This is a genomic window from Lujinxingia vulgaris (assembly GCF_007997015.1).
Classification (GTDB): domain Bacteria; phylum Myxococcota_A; class Bradymonadia; order Bradymonadales; family Bradymonadaceae; genus Lujinxingia; species Lujinxingia vulgaris.
On sequence record NZ_VOSM01000015.1, the window covers coordinates 26,640 to 44,448 of the forward strand.

Annotated in this window: 13 protein-coding genes; 7 read left to right on the forward strand and 6 right to left on the reverse strand. The window is 65.4% G+C overall.

Annotation, left to right across the window (positions count from 1 at the left end; genetic code table 11):
* Nucleotides 1-22 precede the first annotated feature (22 nt).
* Nucleotides 23-1,852, forward strand: a complete 1,830-nt coding sequence (gene dnaG, locus FRC98_RS19155) for a DNA primase (RefSeq protein WP_146983066.1) — start codon at nucleotides 23-25, stop codon at nucleotides 1,850-1,852.
* Nucleotides 1,853-2,065: 213 nt separating this feature from the next.
* Nucleotides 2,066-3,868 (forward strand): RNA polymerase sigma factor RpoD, encoded by a 1,803-nt coding sequence (gene rpoD, locus FRC98_RS19160; RefSeq protein WP_146983068.1) that lies wholly within the window; start codon nucleotides 2,066-2,068, stop codon nucleotides 3,866-3,868.
* Nucleotides 3,869-4,052: 184 nt separating this feature from the next.
* Here rpoD and FRC98_RS19165 read toward each other — a convergent pair whose 3' ends face one another.
* Nucleotides 4,053-4,583 carry a YceI family protein gene (locus FRC98_RS19165; protein ID WP_146983069.1) on the reverse strand — a complete coding sequence of 177 codons (531 nt, stop codon included), beginning with the start codon at nucleotides 4,581-4,583 and terminating at the stop codon, nucleotides 4,053-4,055.
* Nucleotides 4,584-4,707: 124 nt separating this feature from the next.
* Here FRC98_RS19165 and FRC98_RS19170 point away from each other — a divergent pair, with 124 nt between their 5' ends.
* The gene (locus FRC98_RS19170) at nucleotides 4,708-5,640 is read left to right on the forward strand and encodes a LysR family transcriptional regulator (RefSeq protein ID WP_230467811.1); all 933 of its coding nucleotides are present in this window, start codon (nucleotides 4,708-4,710) and stop codon (nucleotides 5,638-5,640) included.
* Here the strand turns inward: FRC98_RS19170 and FRC98_RS19175 are convergent.
* The 3 genes from FRC98_RS19175 to FRC98_RS19185 are packed head-to-tail and all read right to left on the reverse strand — an operon-like array spanning nucleotide 5,630 to nucleotide 9,514.
* Nucleotides 5,630-6,286: a pyroglutamyl-peptidase I gene (locus FRC98_RS19175; protein WP_146983073.1), complete on the reverse strand. Its 657-nt coding sequence runs from the start codon at nucleotides 6,284-6,286 to the stop codon at nucleotides 5,630-5,632. The two genes, FRC98_RS19170 and FRC98_RS19175, sit on opposite strands and share 11 nt — an antisense overlap.
* Nucleotides 6,287-6,300: 14 nt before the next feature.
* The gene (locus tag FRC98_RS19180; protein ID WP_146983074.1) at nucleotides 6,301-7,989 is read right to left on the reverse strand and encodes an ABC transporter substrate-binding protein; all 1,689 of its coding nucleotides are present in this window, start codon (nucleotides 7,987-7,989) and stop codon (nucleotides 6,301-6,303) included.
* Nucleotides 7,990-8,029: 40 nt separating this feature from the next.
* Nucleotides 8,030-9,514 carry an ABC transporter substrate-binding protein gene (locus tag FRC98_RS19185; RefSeq protein ID WP_230467812.1) on the reverse strand — a complete coding sequence of 495 codons (1,485 nt, stop codon included), beginning with the start codon at nucleotides 9,512-9,514 and terminating at the stop codon, nucleotides 8,030-8,032.
* Nucleotides 9,515-9,690: 176 nt separating this feature from the next.
* On the opposite strand from FRC98_RS19185, the gene FRC98_RS19190 reads away from it, so the two are divergent.
* The 3 genes from FRC98_RS19190 to FRC98_RS19200 all read left to right on the forward strand — a co-directional run bounded on the left by FRC98_RS19190 (nucleotide 9,691) and on the right by FRC98_RS19200 (nucleotide 13,486).
* Entirely contained in the window at nucleotides 9,691-10,041 is a 351-nt protein-coding gene (locus FRC98_RS19190; protein WP_146983077.1) for a hypothetical protein, read from the forward strand.
* Nucleotides 10,042-10,131: 90 nt separating this feature from the next.
* Nucleotides 10,132-11,616, forward strand: a complete 1,485-nt coding sequence (locus FRC98_RS19195; RefSeq protein ID WP_283809662.1) for a DsbA family protein — start codon at nucleotides 10,132-10,134, stop codon at nucleotides 11,614-11,616.
* Between the two features lie 139 nt (nucleotides 11,617-11,755).
* Complete coding sequence (locus FRC98_RS19200) at nucleotides 11,756-13,486, forward strand: RCC1 domain-containing protein (protein WP_146983081.1); 1,731 nt, start codon at nucleotides 11,756-11,758, stop codon at nucleotides 13,484-13,486.
* Between the two features lie 88 nt (nucleotides 13,487-13,574).
* Here the strand turns inward: FRC98_RS19200 and FRC98_RS19205 are convergent, their stop codons facing one another.
* Both FRC98_RS19205 and FRC98_RS19210 read right to left on the reverse strand, forming a co-directional pair.
* Nucleotides 13,575-15,008 carry a preATP grasp domain-containing protein gene (locus tag FRC98_RS19205; RefSeq protein WP_146983083.1) on the reverse strand — a complete coding sequence of 478 codons (1,434 nt, stop codon included), beginning with the start codon at nucleotides 15,006-15,008 and terminating at the stop codon, nucleotides 13,575-13,577.
* 488 nt (nucleotides 15,009-15,496) lie between these two features.
* A complete protein-coding gene (locus FRC98_RS19210; RefSeq protein ID WP_146983085.1) occupies nucleotides 15,497-17,089 on the reverse strand; it encodes a hypothetical protein in 1,593 nt (530 codons plus the stop codon).
* A 371-nt stretch (nucleotides 17,090-17,460) separates the two neighbouring features.
* Between FRC98_RS19210 and FRC98_RS21795 the strand changes: the two genes are divergently transcribed.
* Nucleotides 17,461-17,736, forward strand: a complete 276-nt coding sequence (locus FRC98_RS21795) for a DUF4190 domain-containing protein (protein ID WP_230467813.1) — start codon at nucleotides 17,461-17,463, stop codon at nucleotides 17,734-17,736.
* Nucleotides 17,737-17,809 lie beyond the last annotated feature (73 nt).

Genomic DNA, 17,809 nt, shown 5'->3' on the forward strand with positions numbered 1-17,809 from the left:
TCTCCACGCACGATGAGACTTCATGGGATTGATACCGCAGTCCGTGATTGAAGACGTGCTCGCTCGCACGGACATCTTGCAGACCGTCCAGCAGTACGTCTCGCTCAAGCGCGCCGGCAACAACTACAAGGGCCTCTGCCCTTTCCACGACGAGAACTCGCCGAGCTTCTTTGTGCACCCGGGGATGGGCATCTACAAATGCTTCGGGTGCAGCGAGGGCGGCAACGTCATTCAGTTCTTGATGTCGATCGAGGGGTGGAACTTCCCGGAGACGGTGCGTACGTTGGCCGAGCGCGCCGGCATTGAGATCCCGGAGGAGAGCCCGCAGCAGGCCGAGGCGGCGCGTAAGCGTCGCGAGGGCAAGAAGATCTACCTCTCGATCATGGAAGCCGCCCGCGACTTCTATCAGGAGCAGCTCTGGGGAGCGCGCGGTGAGGTCGCCCGGCGCTACCTGGCCGAGCGCGGCATCGATGAAGAGACCGCGCGCACCTTCGGGCTGGGCTATGCGCCCGATGGCTGGGAGAACACAATCGAGGCCCTGGGCAAAAAGGGCTTTAAGCCGGCCTGGCTTGAGCGCGCCGGGCTTGCGATCGCCAACGATCGCGGCGGTCATTACGACCGTTTTCGCCATCGCGTGGTCTTCCCGGTGGTCGATGTCTGGGGCAACACCCTGGCTTTCGGGGGGCGAGCCCTTGCTTCGGATGGCGGCGGCGCTAAATACATCAACTCCCCGGAGACGCCCTTTTACACCAAGGGGGAGCAGCTCTACGGGCTTGATGTGGCCAAAGCGGCCATGGGCAAAGAGGAGCAGGCGCTTGTGGTCGAGGGCAACTTCGACGTGATCGCGCTTCACGGCGCGGGCATCGGGGTGACGGTCGCCCCGATGGGCACCGCGCTGACCGAGGTTCAAGCGCGCCTGCTGCGGCGTTTTGCGCGCCGGGTGATCATTGCGTTTGACGGCGATTCTGCTGGCGAGGAGGCGACATTGCGATGCATGGGCGCGTTGGAGAGCGCGGGGTTGGAGGCGTTGGTCGTGCGATTCGACGAGGCCGACGACCCCGACACCTTCGTGCGACGCGAGGGCGCAGACGCGCTGCGCGCGCGCATGGAGGCTGCCCAGCCTCTTGTGGCCTGGGCGCTCGACCGGGCGATCAAGCCGGTGGAAGGCGCCACCATTGAGGCTCGCCTGGGCGCGCTCGAAGCGGTTGGCGCCATCCTCACGCAGGTCAAAGAGCCGGCCGCCTGGGAGCATTACGCCCGGGAGGTCGCCCGGCGTCTGGCGATCGAGCCGGCGCTTTTAAAAGATTATCTCAAACGTCCGCCGGAGCGGCGCGACCAGGCCCGCCAGGCAGTGCTCAAGGCCGGCCAGGGCACGCGTCTTCCCAGCGCGGAGTACGGTGTGCTGGCGGTATTGCTCGATCAGCCGAAGTGGCTCTCGGACTTTTTTCGCGAAGAGCTTGACAAACTCCTTTCCAGTCAAGAACTTGCCGACTTTCTGCGCGTGGTCCAAAACCACTACCAAGCACATGATGGTATCAACCGGCCGCTGCTCTTAGAGGCCACCCCGCCGGGCGGGATGCGTGAGACAGTGATCGCGGCACTGGCCGAGGTCGAAAGTCAACGCCTGTACGGACCGGAAGAGGCGCTGCGTTGGTACCGTGACTGCGTGCGGACGCTCAAGAAGGCGTGGGCGGTGCGCATGGACGAGCATCTGCAACGGGAGCTCAACAATGTCGACTTTCGCAGTGAGCGGGAGCGCTTTGTGCAGATTAACGAGCAGCTCGAGCAGGTTCGCCAGTTTCGAAAAGCCCTCGACCTGGACGCGAGCTCGCCGAGCTCGGCCTCCGGTTGAAGCACTTCAGTGGCCACCTTAACCACCCTCAAATCAGGATAAGGCGTTGATAACTTAGCGAAATCCTTTGAGTTCGCCCGGAATAACCATCCTCAAGCGCAGTTTCTTGCCCCGGCCTCCTCGACCATCTAAGACGTTGGGTGGGGGAGTAAACGCGACGACAGCGCCGACCCGATCCGTCGGTCGAAGTGGCACGTACCAAGGAGAAGTTTGATGTTCACAGCCCAATCGAACCCTCGAGCGACCAGTCTGGAAGTTCGAAAGCTCATCGACATGGGGAAAGAAAAGGGGTTTTTGACCTACGATGAGGTCAACAACGCCCTGCCCGCCGGCACCCTCTCCAGCGAGCAGCTCGACGATATGATGATGCTCTTCGTGGAGCTGGGGATTCAAATGGTCGACAAACCGGCGCAATACAAGCCGCCGGTTGAGGTCGAGAGCGACGTGCCGCACACCAAGGCGCAGAAGGCCAAGGCCACCAAGGGCAGCGATGAGTTCGTCAAGGGGACCGACCCGGTGCGCATGTACCTGCGCAAGATGGGTCAGGTGCCGCTTCTCACGCGTGAGGGCGAAGTTGAGATCGCCAAGCGCATTGAGGAGGGCGAGAAGACCATCCTCACCGTGGTGCTGAGCACCTCGGTGGGTGTGCGCGAGATGATCCTGCTGGGCAACCGCGTGCAGGCCGGCAAGGTCAAGCTGACCAGCGTGCTGCAGGCGCCCAACCCCGAAGATCTGCCTCGGGATGAGGAAGGCAACGTCATCGAGATGAGTCTCGATGAGCGCATGCGCTGGTTCCTCAACCAGATCGACCGGGTGCGCCAGCTGCATAAGCGCAACCGTTCGCTGGGCGAAGAGCTGATCACGCGCCGCGGCATCTCGCTGGTCGACCGCAAGAAGCTTCGCGAGGAGATCAAGGCCAACCGCCGCGAGATGTTCGCGTTGATGAAGAACGTGCGCCTGACCAAGAAGCACACCGACAAGATCGTGGCCAAGTTCAAGGGCCTGATCCTGCGCATCGACAAGGCCGAGAGCGAGCTTGCGCGGGCCCAGCGCCTGACGCGCTTTAGCTTCGTGGAGGCCACCGAGATCGCCAGGGGCCTGCGTGCCGACGACGAAGATGCCATCGCGCAGCTGGAGCGTCGCCGCATGACCGCCGGTCGTTTCAACGAGATTTACCAGGAGATGCGCAGCCTTCGCCGGCGAGTGCGTGCCGTGGAGATCGAGGCCGGGCAATCGGTCAACTCCCTGCGCATCACCTACCAGGCGGTGCTCGCTGGCGAGAAGATCGCCGAGCGCGCCAAGGCCGAGCTGGTCGAGGCGAACCTTCGTCTGGTGGTCTCGATCGCCAAAAAATACACCAACCGCGGTCTGCAGTTCCTGGACTTGATTCAGGAAGGCAATATCGGCCTGATGAAGGCGGTCGATAAGTTCGAGTACCAGCGTGGCTATAAGTTCTCGACCTACGCCACCTGGTGGATTCGCCAGGCGATCACGCGTGCCATTGCCGACCAGGCCCGCACGATCCGTATCCCGGTGCATATGATCGAGACGATCAACAAGCTCGCGCGTACCGAGCGCTACCTGGTCCAGGACCTGGGACGCCCGCCGACGCCCGACGAGATCGCCGACAAGATGGACATGCCGGTGGAGAAGGTCCGCAAGGTCCTCAAGATCGCCAAGGAGCCCATCAGCCTGGAGACCCCCATTGGCGAGGAGCAGGACAGCTCGCTGGGTGATTTCATCGCCGATGAAGAAGCGGTCAACCCCTCGGAGGCGGTGGTCAACTCCAACCTCTCCGACCAGACCCGCAAGGTGCTCTCCACGCTCACCCCGCGTGAGGAGAAGGTGCTGCGCATGCGCTTTGGCATCGGCGGCAAGTCTGACCACACCCTCGAAGAGGTCGGTCAGGACTTCAACGTCACCCGTGAGCGTATTCGCCAGATTGAGGCGAAGGCGCTCAAGAAGCTGCGCCACCCCAGCCGCGCCAAGCAGCTCGAGAGCTTTGTCGACTTTTAGGGAGCCGGGGCGATGAGTCCCGGAAGCGACGACTAAGCAATCGCGCAGTGGCTGCAATCAGCTAAAAAAAGACCGCCGGAGAAAGCTCCGGCGGTCTTTTTTTGTGCTCGCTCGCCACCGCCCCTCCTGAGGCGCGGTGTAGGATCGCAGAGTCGGAAGCGGCGGTGGCGAGCAGAAGCAACCTTTAGCCGGCTTTGACCGCCTGGACGTTGATCTCGATCTCGACGTTCTCGCCGACGAGCACGCCGCCGGCTTCGAGCGCCTGGTTCCACGTCAGGCCGAACTCTTTGCGGTTGATGGAGGTCGAGGCGTTGAAGCCGATGCGGTCGTTGCCCCACGGGTCGACTGCTTTGCCGAGGAACTCCGCCTCAAGGGTCACCGGTTTGGTGACGTCGCGGATGGTGAGGTTGCCCTCGATGAGGATCTTCTTGCCCTCGGTCTTAAAATTGGTGCTCTCGAACTCGAGGGTGGGGAACTGCTCGGCGTCGAAGAAGTCGCCGGAGCGCAGGTGGTTGTCGCGGTCTTCGTTGGAGGTGTCGATGCTCGCCGCCTGAATCGAGGCAGTGGTCTTGGCGGTGGAAGGGTTCTCCGGATCAAACTCCAGGGTGCCGGTCCAGTCGGTGAAGCGACCGGTGACCTTGGCAAACATCATATGGCGCACTTTGAAGGTGACGTCGGAGTGGGAGATGTCGAAGTTCCAGGTGGCGTTGGCCATGGTGTGACTCCTGTTGGGCATTTTTGGAAAGTAACGTCGGGTTGTTGTGCAGCGGGTTCGCTGCGACATCCCCAAGTCTGCGCACAGGCTTTTATCTTTCAAATGCATAATGTACGTTACAGTTATGAATAGCATTCATCTAAAAGACGTGGACATGAACCTGCTGGTGGCGCTCGACGTGCTGCTGACGGTGGGCAGTGTCAGTGAGGCAGCGCGCCAGGTGGGGTTGAGCCAGTCGGCGATGAGCCACACGCTCGGGCGGTTGCGAGAGGTTTTTGGCGATGAGCTGCTGGTGCGCTCGGGCCGCCAGATGGTGCCCACCGAGAGGGCGCAGGAGCTGGCCGGACCGCTCAAAGAGGCGCTGGAGGCCCTGCAGGTGGCGGTCTCACCACCGGAGCGTTTTGATCCGGCGAGCAGCGCGCGGGTGTTTAGGCTGGCGACCAATGATTATGCGCAGTTTGTGGTGTTGCCGCCCCTGATCGAGCGATTGGAGCGCGAAGCTCCGGGCGTTGACCTGCGGGTGCGCGAGCTCGGCGGGAGCTCGCCGGTGGAGAGGTTGGCCACCGGAGCGCTCGATCTGGTGTTGACGCTGGGGCTGCCGGAGCATGTGCCGCAGACGCTCTATCGCAAAGATCTCTTTCAGCTCGACCTGGTCTCGGTGGTGCGCCAGGGGCATCCGGGGGTGGGGAAGACGCTCGATCTGGAGACCTACTGCAAGCTCTCGCATATCCTCGTCTCGCCACGGGGCGATGATGAGGGCGTTGTGGATATGACGCTGGCCGAGCACGGACGATCGCGGCGCGTGGCGGTGGTGGTGCCGCATTTCATGGTGGCGCCGCATCTGGTGGCGGCGACCGACTATGTGCTGACGACCTCGCGTAGCGTGGCGGAGAGTTTTGCGAGTTTTCTGCCGCTGCGCATCTTCGATCCGCCGGTGGAGCTGGAGCGGGGCACTGTGTCGATGGCCTGGCACCCGCGCACGCACCGCAGTGGGGCGCATAAGTGGTTGCGGCGCACGATCGAAGAGGTGGCGGTGGCGCAGGGGCTTAGGCGCTGATGCCGCCGTCGAAGAGCGCGATGAAGGACTTTGCCAGCGCGCGGCCCGTGCGGTGGGCCTGATCGGGGGTGAGCGGGGGGAGGTGGATGAAGATCGCGTCGGCGTGGATGCCGTGGGCGCGGGCGGCCTCGGCGGCGCGCAGGGAGTGGTAGAGCAGGGCGTTGCAGACGTAGGAGCCGCAGTCCTGGCTGAGCTTGCTCGGGGGAAGATCGTCGGTGCGCAGGTGCTCGTAACACGTTTGAAGTTCGGCCAGAGGCAGGTGGGTGTGGCGGTGAGGAAGATCGCCGGTGAGGAGCGGTTGTTCGGGCGGAAGCGCGGGGTTGAGGGGGCGCTCGGCGTTGTCGGGGATGTGGTCGCGGCGGTTGAGTGCGCGCTCCTCAAAAGCGAGATGATCGCGGCGCGCGGCCAGGCCCAGGTGCACGAAGATGACGCGTGAGCCGGGGGCGGTCGCCCGCGATTCCAGGTGGGCGCGGGCAAATTGCGCGGCGCTGGTGTAGGTCACTGAGAGCAGGTGGGCGCGCGCGCTTCGCGAGTCGAGGGTGTCTGCCAGGTTTCTGGCGGCATGCCAGGAAGGGTTGTAGGCGTGGTCGCCAAAGGGCTCAAAGCCCGTGATGACAAAGTGGATGGGAGAGGTTTGAGAGGTCATCACGGGCTCCGGGCTTAGTCGGTGTCTCGCGAGAGGTCGGTGTCGGAAGGTCCAATAACGGCGGCGTCTTCGTCGGCATCGCTGGCGTCGATGTCGGCGTCGGGTCCGACGTCGGCGTCGGTGTCGCCCTCATCGATGGGCTCATCGTCGAAGGGGTCCTGGCCGCAGAGTTGGGGGACAAACTCGAGCATCTCGTTGAGGATGACGCCGGCCTCCGGGAGGCGGTTGGAGTCGAAGCACCACAGGGCGATGGGGCTGGCCTGAGGATCACCCTTCTCGTCGAAGTTCAGCGGGCCGGAGGCGCCGCGGAAGTTGATGGAGCCACCGCCGCGCAGGGTGTTGATGGCGCTCTGCGCCTGGCTTTGCCCCGGGTCGACGGTGTTGCCGGAGCTCAGACGTTTCATGCCCTCGGCGATCTCGGGGCCGGTGAAACCTTCGCCGGCCGCGCCCAGCGCCACCACGTAGAGGGCGTCGAAGGCGTTGGCGACAAACTGGAAGTCGTTGGGATCGCGGTTGTACTCCGAGAGGTACTTGAGGCGGAAGCTGATGTAGGGGGCATAGTCGGCCGCGCCGATGTTTTGCGGGGCGGTGCCCCAGATGCGTCCCTGCAGGGATTCGGGGGCGGCCTGGGCCTGGTCGGTGTTGCGGGCGGCATCGACGAAGACGTAGAGGGGCGAGCCGCTTAAGCCTTCGTCGAGGGCGGCGGCGATCTCCCAGGCCTCGGAGGAGCCGAGGATCACGACCACATCGGGCTCACCCGTGGAGGCGGCATCGGCGATGACTTCGCCGACGGTGTCGAAGTAGTCGTCGCCGGTCTGACCGGCGCTGGCGTTGGCGTAGCTGTAGGGGGCAAAGCGAGAGTTGTCGCCGCCGGTGATCTCGGCGGGAAGTTGCGCGATGAGCGCGCTCTGCAGCCCGTCGGCGTAGGTGTCGTCGCGGCGGGTGAGGAGGGCGAGTTTGGGGGCCTCGGCCTCGACGACGTCTGCGAGCATGTAGGTGAGAAGTTCGCCAAGCGCGATGCCCTGGATGACGTCGGAGGCGGCGGTGCGCCAGACGAGGTCGTTGTCGCTGAGCCCGCTGATGGTGGCGGCGGTGGCCGAGGGGCTGATGAGCACGACTTCGTTGTCGATGGTCAGGCTGGTGGCGATGTCGATGGTCTGGCTGGAGTAGTCCGGGCCGATGATGGCTTCAACGCCGGCTTCTTCGACCAGGTGGCGAGCGCCGGCCAGGGCTTCGTCGTCGAGGCCCTGGGTGTCGCAGACGATCAGGCCGACGGGGCGGTTGAGCACGCCGCCGATGCCGTTGAAGTCGTTTTGCGCCAGTCGAATCGCGTTGAGCAGCGGGCGGCCAAAGCCCTCTTCGGGGCCGGAGAGGGGCAGGAGCACGCCGAGGTTAAAGGCGTTTTCGGCGGCGATGTTGCCGTAGCTCAGCTCGCAGGGCGGAGCGAGCAGTCCGCTGCCGGAGACGCACTGGTCATCTTCGCCGCAGAGCTGGCCTTCGGGGCAGGGGGTGTCGTCCGAGCAGGTCGCTGCGGCGCCATCTGTGCAGATGTTATCGGCGGTGCAGGTGCCCACGGAGCAGTCTGCATCGGACTGGCAGGTCTCGGTCTCAATGAGCAGGCTGCACCCGCCGGAGGAGAGCGCGCCGAAGAGCAGCGCGGTGGCCAGTGCGGACGATCCTATAAGCCGGTGCAGCAGGTTCATCGAGGGTGCCTCAACAGGGCGCGGGCCGGGCCATTAAGGCTCAGCCTTCGGGTTCGGAGCAGGTCAGGGGCGTAAACTCTCGGGATTCCGAGTAGATCTCGCCCTCTTCAGGAACGGAAGCGTCTTGGAAACACCATAGCGAGATCGGCGTGGGTTGTGGATCGCCATTTTCATCAAAGAACATCGGACCGCTGGCGCCCAGGTAGGTGACCGAGCCGCCCTCGAGCAGGGTGTTGACGGCCTGCTGGGCCTCGGCGGCGCGCGGGGTGATCTCGGGGCCCTGGCTTAAGCGGCGCAGACCTTGAGCGAGCTCGGGGCCGGTGAAGCCTTCGGCGGCGGCGGCGAAGGCCAGGGCGTAGACGGCGTCGAAGGCGTTGGCGACAAACTGGTATTTGTCGGGGTTTTCGCCGAGCAGAGGTTCGAACTGAAGCCTGAAGTTCAGGTAAGGCTGGTAGCCGGCATCCCCGACGTTGCGCGGGCCGGTGCCCCAGATGCGACCTTCAAGCGAGGGGTCAGCCTGGCCGGCGAGCTGGGCGTTCTTCATGGCGTCGACGCCGAAGTAGAGGGGTTGGTTCTCCAGCGCGATCTCAAAGTAGGAGATCAGCTCCCAGGCCTCGGCGCTGCCGAAGATGGCGACGACATCGGGCGGGGTGCTCTGGCTGGCGACTGCGGCGACATCGCCGGTGTAATCGACGGGCTCGCCGACGCCGGAGTTGGTGTAGTTGTCGACGGTGAAACGATCTTCGCCGCCGGAGGTGATGGCGGTGGGCAGCATGGGGATGATGGTCTCACTCAACCCCTCAGCGTAGCTGTCGTCGCGGCGGACCATGATGGCGAGTTTGGGCTCGGTGATGCCGGCGTCGGGGAGCGTCGTCTCCAGGGTGTGGGAGAGGAGCTCGGCGAAGGCCTCGGCCTGAAACTCGTCGTTGGGGGCGGTGCGGAAGACCAGATCGTTGTCGGCCAGACCGCTGATGGTCTGGGCGGTGGCCGACGGGCTCATGATCAGCACATCGTTGGGGACGGTGATGTCCTGGCTGATGCTGATGGTCTGGCTGGAGTTAAAGCCGATGATGGCGCTGACCTCGGCGTTGTCGACAAGGTGCTCGGCAGCCTGGCGCGCGGTGGCGTTGCTGCCGGCGGTGTCGCAGACGACCAGCCCGATGGGGCGGCCGGCGATGCCGCCAAAGCCGTTGATGTTGTTGGTCGCCAGCAGGATCGACTCGAGCATCGGGGTGCCAAAGCCCGCGCCGCTGCCGGAGAGTTGCAGGACGACGCCCATCAGGAAGGGATCGTCGTGTTCGGTGTCGCCTTCGAGGCGCTGGCAGGGGCCGCCGGTGAGCTGGCGGCCCTGGTCTTCACCCGGGGCGGCGCACAAGCCGTCGGCCGAGCAGATCTGGTCGCCGGCGCAGTCGGTGTCTGAGGTGCACTGGTCCAGGTCCAGGGTGAGGCTGCAGCCGGAGCTGATGGCGAGTGCGGCGACGATAGGAAGAGCGAGGAGTGATTTCATCGAAGCGGGGGCGCCCATAAAGTCCTCAAACAAGAGCAGTGGGGGAGGGGCGAAGACGTACAGGTTTTTACCGTATTGGTGGCGGTGGGCCAAGCGCGGGTGGTAGGGAAGGCGAACGTTGGTCGAGTGGTTGAGGTCAGCGAGAAGATCGCGCGGTGTCTGGGCGATCGAGGTTCTGGCAGAAGGGAGAAGGTGTGAACGACGAGCTTGATTCATTCGATCGGGTGATGCGCTGGAGGGTGCGTCTGAGCGCGGTGGGCTACGCGCTCTTTGTGGCGGTGGGGCTGGCGGGGAGCTGGGCGGGGTGGTTGCAGGAGAACCCGACGCCGGCGGTGGTGTTGCTGGTGGGCTCCTTTCTGGCGTGGCCGCAGCGGGCGCTGCCGCGTTATTATAAAATCGATGAAGAGGTTGCCGGGGCGGAGCAGCTTCAGGCCGAGCGCGCGCGGCTCGACCGGCGGCTTCGGGCGATCCGCGGTTTGTATTTTCTGGGGGCGGTGGTGGTGCTCCTGGTGGTGCCCTGGGCGATGGGTACGAGCCCGATCTGAAGATGGGGCGACGATGTGATGTGTGGGATGGAAGTGATGATGGGTGATGACGATCAGGCTCGGGTGAGCAGGGAGCGCAGGATGCGGCGGATGACGTGGATGAAGATGCAGGGGCTGGGCGCGCTGGTGGTAGGGACGATGGCGCTGGGAGTGGGGTGCGCGTCCGGTGGCGAGGCGACGAAGGCGCTGAGTGCGGAGCAGTGTGTCAGTGAAGAGGGGCAGCGTTTTTTGACCTACTGCGCCTCCCCGCAGGCGGCCGAGCAGGCGCGGCGCTACGAGGTGATGGAGCGGGCGCGGGCGGCCGGGGAGTCGGTCGATGCGATGATTCCGCTGCCGACCGAAGGGGCGCCGGTGTGGGGGGAGGCCGATGCCCCGGTGACGGTGCAGGTCTTTGCCGATCTTCGATGCGGGTATTGTGCGCGAGGGCACCAGACGCTCAAGGCGATGATGGAGGCGCGGGAGGGCGTGCGGGTGCTCTACCGCTTCTGGCCCCTGAGCGACGATGCGGAGCTGGAGGGGGCGCATCGCGCGCTTGTGTCGGCCCAGGCGCAGGGGAAGTTCTGGGAGTACCTGGAGAAGATCTATGAAGCTCAAGGGGAGTTCGGAGAGCGCAGGCTCGAGGCGATGGCCACCGAGGTGGGGCTGGATGTGGCGCGCTGGCGAGAGGATCGCGACAGCGCGTACACCGAGCAGGTGATCGCCCGGGATCGCGCCATTGGCGAGCGGGTGGGGGTGCAGGGCACGCCGACCTATTTTGTAAACGGGGTGCGGGTGGTCGGGGCGGTGGAGCCTGCGGAGTGGATGGCCGTGGTCGATGGCGAGTTGGAGGCGGCCGAAGCGTTGCTGGATGCCGGGGTGGCGGCCGAGGCGGTGAGTTGGCGTCGCACTCTGGAGAATTATCAGCCGGTGAACTGGCAGGAGGTCGCCGAGGTTGAAGAGGAGGCCGTCGCGGAGGGCTTTGAGGTCGCGTACATTCCGGTTGGCGAGTCGGCGGTGAAGGGGGCGTCGGCGGAGGATGCGCGGGTGACGGTGGTGGTGTTTTCGGACTTTCAGTGCGGCTTCTGCGAGCGCGCGCGCCACACCTGGGATGCGCTGGTGGAGCGTTACGGGGAGCAGGGCTTGAGGCTTGTCTACAAGCATTATCCGCTGCCGAGCCACACGCGCGCCGCCCACGCTGCAGCGGCCTCGGTGGTGGTGGAAGATGGCGGCGATTTTTGGAAGATGCACGACCTGCTCTTTGAGGCCGATGGTGATCTGAGCGACGCGCGCCTGGAGGCGATGGCGCGTCAGGCCGGCTATGAGGGCGACGATCTTTACGAGCGGATGCGCAGCGATGCGGTCACCGCGCGGATTCAGGCCGACGTGGAGGCAGGCTACAACGCCGGCGTTCAGGGCACTCCGACCTTTTTCATCAACGGCATCAAACTCGCCGGGGCCTGGGAGGTCGATGAGCTGGCGCCGCTGATCGAGGATCAGCTTGAGCTTGCCGGAGTGCTCGCGGAGCTGGCCGAAGCTGAAGGTGAAGAGCTTTACCGGGCGCTGGTGGAGGTCAATCAGGAGCCGCCGGAGCGCTAACCTACGGCTGTGCCCCCGAGGGGTTGGCGGGGGCTTTGCGGCTGTGTTAATTTGGGCGCATTGAAGTGACATAACTGGAGGGCGCGCGACGACGTTGAGGCTGTAGACGCGCTGGATCACGCTTTAAGAGAGGTGAGCCATGCGGAGAAGTCTTGCGTGGGGTTGTGGTGTGCTGCGGGTGTGGGCGTTGTTGGGGATGGCCTCGTTGTGGGCGGGCTGTGTGTTGATGGTCGACGGGGAGGCCGCGCTGGAGCTGGGCGTCGACGCCGGCGAGGAGCCGGAGCCCGGGGCGGTGCGGGCGATGATCCTCGATGGGCCGGAGGTCGCGGCGGCAGGTGGCGCGGCGTATTTTGAGTTGGGCTGCGAGCCTCAGAGCTGTGAGCTGCAGTGCGCGCGGGATGGGGAGGCGTTTGAGAGCTGCGGATCGACCTATGTGTGGGAGGATCTGGAGGAGGGGGACCACGTGCTGGCTGCGCGTGCCTGGAAGGGGGATGAGGCCAGCGCGGAGGTCCGGTGGAGCTTCGATGTTGGGCCGCCGGTGGGGCTGGCGGTTGAAGGCGCTCTCAGGGCGTCGCGCTTTTTCCGGCAGGTGGGGGAGTTGACGATCGCGTGTGATGCGGCGGGCTGCGAGCTGAGCTGCGGGATGTGGGCGTTGGAGGAGGGCTGCGCGCAGGCCAGCTGCGGTAGCCCTCTGACGTGGAGTTGCGACGAGGCCGGGACGGTGGCGGTGGAGGTGCCCGGGCCGGGGCGTTACCTGGTGCAGGTGGAGGGGTGCGACCCGCAGAGCGGGGCGTGTGAGCGCTATGCGTCGCAGTTTGAGGTGGAGGCACCGCGCTGGCAGCAGGTCAGCGCCGGGGGGCGGCATAGCTGCGGGATTCTGGAGACGGGCGCGCTCTTATGTTGGGGAGACAACACCTCCCGACAGCTGGGCGTGACGCAGACCGAGGGGACCTGGCGAGCATGGCGAGTGGAGGGGCAGTGGGCCCAGGTGGCCGCCGGTGAGGCGCATACGTGCGCGGTGAATACGGGCGGGCAGCTCTATTGTTGGGGGGCCAATGAGGCCAAGCAGGTCTCACCGCAGGAGGCCAGCGCGCTCGGGGTGACGCGGGTGGGACAGCGCTCGGACTGGCAGGGAGTGGCGGTGGGCGCGCAGCATAGCTGCGGCTGGCGAGAGGGGAAGCTCTACTGCTGGGGTTCGGGTGCGTTCGGGCAGATCGGGCCGGCCAGCGCCATTGCGGATGGGGTGGTGGTGGAGATCGAGGCGGTCGAAGGCAGCTGGGCTGCTGATGTGACGGTGGGCGCGCAGCATAGCTGCGCGGTTGCCAATGGCGAGGTGTGGTGTTTTGGGGATCGACGCTACGGCGCGGTTGGCTATCTGGAGGGGGAGGGCGACTCGGGAGAGGTTCGCAAGGTGGGGGGATCCGAAGGCGTGACGCGACTTGTGGCCGGGGAGCTCTACAGCTGTGGGATAAGTGGTGCGGGCGATGTGCGCTGCTGGGGAGCGGTGCCCGTTGAAGGAGCGGTGCAGTCGACCGAGGCGTTTAAGCTGATGGGCGTTTCACAGGTGGCGATGCTCAGCGGGGGGCGCGGGCATATGTGCGCGATCGATATGCAGAAGGTGCTGCGGTGCTGGGGCAATAATGATCGCCACCAGATCAGCGGGCATATCAGCGAGATCGTCGCGCCAGTGACGCGCATCTTACCGGGGACGGAGTGGGAGAAGGTCGCCGCCGGCGACACGCATAGCTGCGCCATTGAGGATGAGACCCGGCGCTTGTTGTGCTGGGGCAACGCCGAGCACGGGCGTCTGGGCTCCGAGCCGAGCGGCACCCAGGTGGGGACGCCACGCGAGGTGGCCTGGGAGTTTTAGCCCGACACTCAAAAGCCGGGCCCCCGGGGGGGATCCCCGGGGGCCCGGCTGTCGATCTTCAGGTTATCGATCTTCAGGTTATCAAACTTCAGAGACCGAGGCGTTGGGGAAGGCGCTCTTCGAGGTTCTGGCGTGCGGTGGCCGGGGTATCGCCCAGGGCGATGATGTCGAACTTCCCGCGCTCGGCCAGGGGACCCACGTTGTAGAGGATGAAGCGGCCGGTGCCGGTGGAGGCGTCGTAGAGGTCATCGCCGAGCTGCTCGCAGAGCTCGGGGAAGGTGATGCCCTGGTGCGAGGGAGGCAGGTAGAAATCGGTGGCCACGTAGTGGGGGCGACTGCCCGGGAAGAGGCGATCGACCAGGTGCATGGGGGTGGAGGTGCCGCCCCAGCGGCCGTTGCATTCGGTAATGCGCGGGTGGGCATCGGGGCTGCTCGGATCGCCGGAGACGATGAAGTCAAAGGAGCAGCGGCCCACGTAGCCCAGCTGCTGCAGCGCGTCGCAGACCTTAAGCGAGGCCTGGCCCATTTTTGCGTTCAGGGCCTCAGGCAGGGTGGAGGGGCGGCTTCCCAGAAACATTTTCTCGGGGCCTTCGAGAAGTTGTTCATAGACGCCGTCGAGGCGAGGAGGCCCCTGGGAGGCGGGCGGGATCCAGACCTGGGTGGAGGGGGAGAGGTCGGTTTGAACCCACTCGACGATGAGCACGTCTTCACCCTCGCACCACTGGGTGCGGGTGAGGAAGGTCTCCACCAGGGTGAGCAGCTCCTCTGGCGAGGCGGCGCGAAGCTCGCGGGCATCGAGCACGAGGTTGCCCATCGCCGAGGCGCAGCGGGTGCGCTTTAAGCCGACCCAGTCGCAGCGCGACGCCAGCTCAGAGAGGGAGGATGCGATGGCGCGGGCGTCTTTTGCGCGCGCGGTCTCAACGATCCATTCCGGGCCCAGCAGCTCTTCGACGAGCGTGGAGAGGTGGCTCTTATCGTTGGCGATCCAGAGGGTGGGAGGCGGCGGGCCGAGCACCGCGCAGGGAAGATCGGTGCGGGCGCGCAGCGCCTCGGCCAGCTCCCAGACCGACGCGATGGCCATGTAGGGGTGAATGACCAGGCCGCCGGCCTCGCGGGCGTGGCTGGCCAGGCGGTCGAGGACCTCGGGGGTGTTGCAGGCCCGCGCGATGGCGCGGGGATCTTCGTCGGTGGCCAGGACAAGATCGGGGGCACCGAGCGCCAGGCGTTGCTGGCAGTACTCTTCGTAGCCCTCTGCCGGGGCAGTGCCGGCGGCGAAGAGGTCGCCGTCTTGAGCGCGCACACGGGCGCGGTGCTGGTACTGCTCAATGCCCACGATGCCGTCTAAGAAGGGGATGCCGGTGACGTCTTCGAGGTGCAGGTGCGGCCATTCGGCGGCATGGGAGTCGATGGCGAGGTGGCGGAAAGGTTGCAGCTCGGCATCCAGTTTCCAGCGCTCTCGGAGGTGGTCGGCGACGCGGCGCGCGTCGGCGCGATCGTGGTCAGTGAGGCCGGGGGTGGGCATGGTCACTCCAGAAGATCGAGGGATGAGGTGTTCGTGCCTGAGCCTATACCGCGTCGGAGAGGGTGGTGGCAAAGGTGCGTCGGGGGGCCAGGCACTCGTGCAGGTTAGAGAAGATCGGGTGCCAGGCATTCGTACAGGATTGAAAAGACCGGGTGCCAGGCACTCGTGCAGGTTAGAGAAGATCGGGTGTCAGGCACTCGTACAGGTTAGAGAAGATCGGGTGCCAGGCATTCGTACAGGATTGAAAAGACCGGGTGCCAGGCATTCGTACAGGTTAGAGAAGATCGGGTGCCAGGCACTCGTGCAGGTCAGAGAAGATCGGGTGCCAGGCACTCGTGCAGGTTAGAGAAGATCGGGTGCCAGGCACTCGTGCAGGATTGAAAAGACCGGGTGCCAGGCACTCGTGCAGGTTAGAGAAGATCGGGTGCCAGGCACTCGTACAAGATTGAAAAGACCGGGTGCCAGGCACTCGCACGCCAGGTTTCGATCTATTCGGTGTCTGCCGACGGTGAGGGCGCTGAGTCGTCGGTGGTGTCCCCGGCGTCGGGAGGGCTGGTCTCGGAGGTACCGGTGGGAGCCTGGGGGGGGGCGGGAGGGGGCGGCGGCTCCGGGAGGCCCGTGAGAGAGGGGGGGCGAGGGACGAAGGGGGTGGCGAATTGCAGGATGGAGGTGAGCTCGCGAGCGGAGTACTGGCCGGTGACGGTGACGTAGTCTTCGGAGTGGGAGCATTCCAGACGCTCGATCAGCGCGGCGATGCCGAGCATGCGGGCGGCGGGAATGCCGCCGATGATGCGTCGTTGGAGCGAGGGGCAGCTCTCGGCGAATGAGGCGGCCTGGGACTCGGAGCGGAAGCGAAGATCGATGGTCAGGCGCGGGTTGGCCGGGTGAGTGAGGCTCAGGCGAACTGCCTCAAAGCGCGGGAGGGTTCCGATGCCCGGGGCGTAGTAGACGAGGCCCGACGCGCTGATCAACGCGATGGTGTTTTGTTCTTCGGCGACCTCTTCGATGCGGCGCAGGCCGTCAAGGAGGCGGAAGTTCTCGGGGAGTTGGGCGCCGTCGGCGATCTCGGAGTCGGACGCGATACGCCGGTCGAAGTGGCCAAACCAGCCGGGCTTTCCGACCAGCGCCAGGCCTCGGGCGGCGAGCACAACCTGGCGGGGATCGCGGTAGCGACCGGTGTCGGGAACGAGCGCGCGCGCGGGACGGCCGCCTTCGCTCCAGGGGGGCGGCTCGGCGAAACGACCGTCGAGAAGTTCGCGAAGCTCGCTGTTGTCGTAGCGGTGGCGCACCGCCAGAAAGGTCTCGTGGAGGTGGTTGGGGTTGGCCGAAGCCATGAAGATGGCGTCGAGCTCGGTGATCGGATCGAGGCCGGTAGTTTCCAAAAGGATGCGGTAGTCGGGGACGGCCTGAATCAGCCGGGAGGCCTGCTGCTGGTAGGGCGCGCCACGCAGTCGGTCGAGGCGCACCAGCGCGGTCATGCGCGCGTTGCCCGGTCCATAGTGACGCATATCGGGGAGGTTGCTCGGGCTGGAGCGATCGATGGCGGGCACCGCCGGCGCGTCTGCGCTGGCCGGCGAGGGCGGATCCTCCGCGACCTCGGGAGACGTCGACTCTTCACTCGCCGCGTTGCGATCCTCGTCAGGGGGAAGTGCCTCTTCGGGCGCAGCGGAAGCGGTCGCGGGAAGATCGTTTTGAGGTTGGGGCTCCGGCGCTCCGGCCGCCTCTTCTTCCCGGGCTTGAGGCTCGGGAGCTTCGTCGGCCGCAGGCTCCTCGTTTGCGGGCTCGCTCGGAGGCTCTTCATCCGGGACCTCAGGCTCGGGAGGCTCCTCCTCCGCGAGCAACGCGCTGTGCATCAGCGGCTCCTCCCAGTCGGTCTCGCGCTGCGGGTCGAAGTCTTCGCTGCCGTGGCCGATGCCCTCAAGCTCGGCGAATCGCCCGATCCACTCACTGTCCAGACCCACCTCGGGAGCGGCGTCAGCGAAGATCACCGGCAGCGCGCCCAGCGCGTGCAGGAGAAGGCTGAGCAGCAGCGTGCGCACCAGCGTCACGCGAACTCGGGGCGCGTCGGGCGGCGACTTCACGGACGTCTCGGCGGCCGCGTGCTGTGGGGGGCTGGTCTCAGAGGAGGTCATAGGCACCGAAAATAGAGGAGTTCGGCGAAACGATCGGATCGGTTGAACGTCATCGGAGCGTTAAATATTTAGCACGGAAAAGAATCTGACTAGACGTTTGAGCAGGGGTGTCCAAACTTTCTGAGCGATGTCATGGAAGTGCGAGAATGAAAGTCCGTGCGCTATCCGTTAAGGTGGTGCCCGGCGTTTACTTCAACGATCGGGCGCATGGTCGCCGTCCGAGACGCATACCACAGCTGTCACCCGCGAGATGCTATCCTATGACGCACACACCTCATCACTCGCCGCCCCCTCACCGCCCGCACCATCCGTCGCAGAGCATGCCGGAGAATAAGCCCTCGCAGATGGCCTGGGCGGCGCTTTTCTGCGGGGTAGGGGCGTGGACGCTGTTGCCGGCGGTGGCCGCGATCGCAGCGGTGATCTGCGGGCATATCGAGCGGGGGCATATCCGTCGAGGGGAGTCTCCCTCGGCGGGGCTGACCGTGGCCACGGTGGGGATGATCCTGGGGTACATCCAGCTGGGGCTCGTCGCGCTGGGGATTTTTGCGATGGTCGTCATCTTCGGGTTGATGGCGCTGGGGATCGCAGTTCTCTAAGAGGGCGCGCCTGAAGTGGGAGGCGTGCGATCGCAGTGAAGCAGGGCGGGCGTGATTGACACGACGCGGCGGC

Excerpts from the sequence above, each read along its gene's own strand:
- FRC98_RS19175 (WP_146983073.1), bottom strand. The coding sequence starts at position 6,286 with ATGACCTCTCAAACCTCTCCCATCCACTTTGTCATCACGGGCTTTGAG.
- rpoD (WP_146983068.1), top strand. The coding sequence starts at position 2,066 with ATGTTCACAGCCCAATCGAACCCTCGAGCGACCAGTCTGGAAGTTCGA.
- dnaG (WP_146983066.1), top strand. The coding sequence starts at position 23 with ATGGGATTGATACCGCAGTCCGTGATTGAAGACGTGCTCGCTCGCACG.
- FRC98_RS19170 (WP_230467811.1), top strand. The coding sequence starts at position 4,708 with ATGAATAGCATTCATCTAAAAGACGTGGACATGAACCTGCTGGTGGCG.
- FRC98_RS19180 (WP_146983074.1), bottom strand. The coding sequence starts at position 7,989 with ATGAACCTGCTGCACCGGCTTATAGGATCGTCCGCACTGGCCACCGCG.
- FRC98_RS19200 (WP_146983081.1), top strand. The coding sequence starts at position 11,756 with ATGCGGAGAAGTCTTGCGTGGGGTTGTGGTGTGCTGCGGGTGTGGGCG.
- FRC98_RS19195 (WP_283809662.1), top strand. The coding sequence starts at position 10,132 with ATGACGTGGATGAAGATGCAGGGGCTGGGCGCGCTGGTGGTAGGGACG.
- FRC98_RS21795 (WP_230467813.1), top strand. The coding sequence starts at position 17,461 with ATGCCGGAGAATAAGCCCTCGCAGATGGCCTGGGCGGCGCTTTTCTGC.
- FRC98_RS19165 (WP_146983069.1), bottom strand. The coding sequence starts at position 4,583 with ATGGCCAACGCCACCTGGAACTTCGACATCTCCCACTCCGACGTCACC.
- FRC98_RS19205 (WP_146983083.1), bottom strand. The coding sequence starts at position 15,008 with ATGCCCACCCCCGGCCTCACTGACCACGATCGCGCCGACGCGCGCCGC.
- FRC98_RS19185 (WP_230467812.1), bottom strand. The coding sequence starts at position 9,514 with ATGGGCGCCCCCGCTTCGATGAAATCACTCCTCGCTCTTCCTATCGTC.